Genomic DNA, 1,688 nt, shown 5'->3' with positions numbered 1-1,688 from the left:
CCGTTGTAGGCGCCGTACAGCGCGCGGGTCGTGCTGTGCGCCGCCACACAGGGCGTGCCACCCGCGGCGTAGATGTCACAGGGCTGCGACGCCGCGGCCTGTGAGGGCGTGGAGACGGCGGACAGCAGCCCGACGGCGAGCCCGACGGCCGCGCCCGTGGAGAGCAGCGCGTTCTTGAGTTTCCGGAATCCGGGGCGAACGACCATGATTGACCTCTGCGTTTCAGAGAATGTCGCGAATGCCAAAGACCTGGGCACGGCGCATTGCCGGAAAGGCGCGCGCGATCGCCACGCGATCGCATGCCCGGCGACATGCGCACTGACCTGTGACAGCGCGATGAACACGGAAGGGGGGGTGTTTGTTAGCGCTAACAACCGTGGCTGGTATACGGCCTCCGAAGACACGATGCTCGCGGGGTTGACCGGCTCACTATGGAACGGGAAGCGATGTTACGTCAAGGTTTCCAGCGAAATCACGAAATGCTTGCCAGGCCGGAACGGCCGACCTGCCGGCCTCACCGATCCCCGATCGGTGGCACGCTCCGTGTTAGCGATAACATACGTATGACGACCGACGTCCGCGGACCATCGAAGATGCCATCCGCATCGTGCGCGCTGGATGCGGGCGTCGCCGAGTCGTGATCACGCCACCGGCTCCACCACATCTCATCATCGCGCTGGTCAGACAATTGTTAGCGTTAACATCATCGCTGATGATTCACCTCTCTGCACTGGAACACATTCAGGGGTGGTGGTGCGGCGGAGCCAATACGAGGCGGTGAGCCGCTGTCAAGGCCGGGACTCCGCCGAATACCGCCCGCCGGCCGCCGGATGCCCCCCCACCTGGCCATCCAGAAACTCCGGCGATCCTTCGAACGAGGCGTGGCATGAAACTTTCACGATGCCGCCGAAGACGAGGGCGGTACGGCCTCCCCGAGGCTCCCGAGCGGCAGAAATGGCGACTTCCGCAATCCAGGCCGGCGATCGCCGCAGATAGCACGTATTAGTGGCGCCCGGCCGGCGCGAAGAACGGCTATTCCGCCTTGACAGGTTTCCGTGGAGTTTCCAGAATGAGTCCCGAAGCGGCCCTCCTCCTGCCGGGGGTCGGTGGTGGAACGGCAGGAGCGCCGGCCGGCACGCCGATCAGGGTGCGCCCGGGCGCGGCCCGGTCGTGCAGTTCCCGAGAAGCATTCCCCCTCCTTCGCCCGCATTTCCCACCGGCACGTTCCCGGCTTTATCTCCGTCCAGCGGCGGTTTCGGCACAGCGCGTACACCGGGCGTCTCCGGCTCGCCCCGGCACGCGGCCGGGCTGAGCGTACGGCGCTCCGCACCGGCGATGACGGCGGCGGCCGGGAGCCCTCTTCGAAAGGCCCTCACATGATGTCCTCATCGCCCCGGTTCAACCGCCGTACCCTGCTCGCCGGTACCGGAGGTGTCGCGGCGGCCGGCCTGCTGGGGATCCGGCCGGCGTTCGCGACCGAAGGCCCGCAGAGCTACACACCGACCTGGGCGTCGGTCGACCAGCACCCGCCGGCCCCGCAGTGGTTCCAGGACGCCAAGTTCGGCATCTACTGGCACTGGGGCGTGTTCAGCGTCCCGGCCTACGCCAACGAGTGGTACCCGCGCAACATGCACAACAACGGGTCGAACGAGAACAACCACCACAAGAGCGTCTACGGCGACCCGTCG

The 1,688-nt window shown here is 66.6% G+C and carries 2 protein-coding genes; one reads left to right on the top strand and one right to left on the bottom strand.

The annotated features are described in order from the left end of the window. A partial coding sequence (locus tag IEY93_RS38635; RefSeq protein ID WP_229691485.1) for an arabinofuranosidase catalytic domain-containing protein occupies positions 1–206 on the bottom strand: 206 nt, incomplete at its 3' end. A gap of 1,170 nt (positions 207–1,376) precedes the next feature. On the opposite strand from IEY93_RS38635, the gene IEY93_RS38630 reads away from it, so the two are divergent. Beyond that, positions 1,377–1,688 (top strand): alpha-L-fucosidase (locus IEY93_RS38630; protein WP_229691484.1); only part of this gene is annotated, 312 nt, incomplete at its 3' end.

Origin of the sequence: Sphaerisporangium melleum, from assembly GCF_014646695.1 — a bacterium.
Classification (GTDB): Bacteria; Actinomycetota; Actinomycetes; order Streptosporangiales; family Streptosporangiaceae; genus Sphaerisporangium; species Sphaerisporangium melleum.
This window is presented reverse-complemented; position numbering and strand designations above follow the sequence as displayed.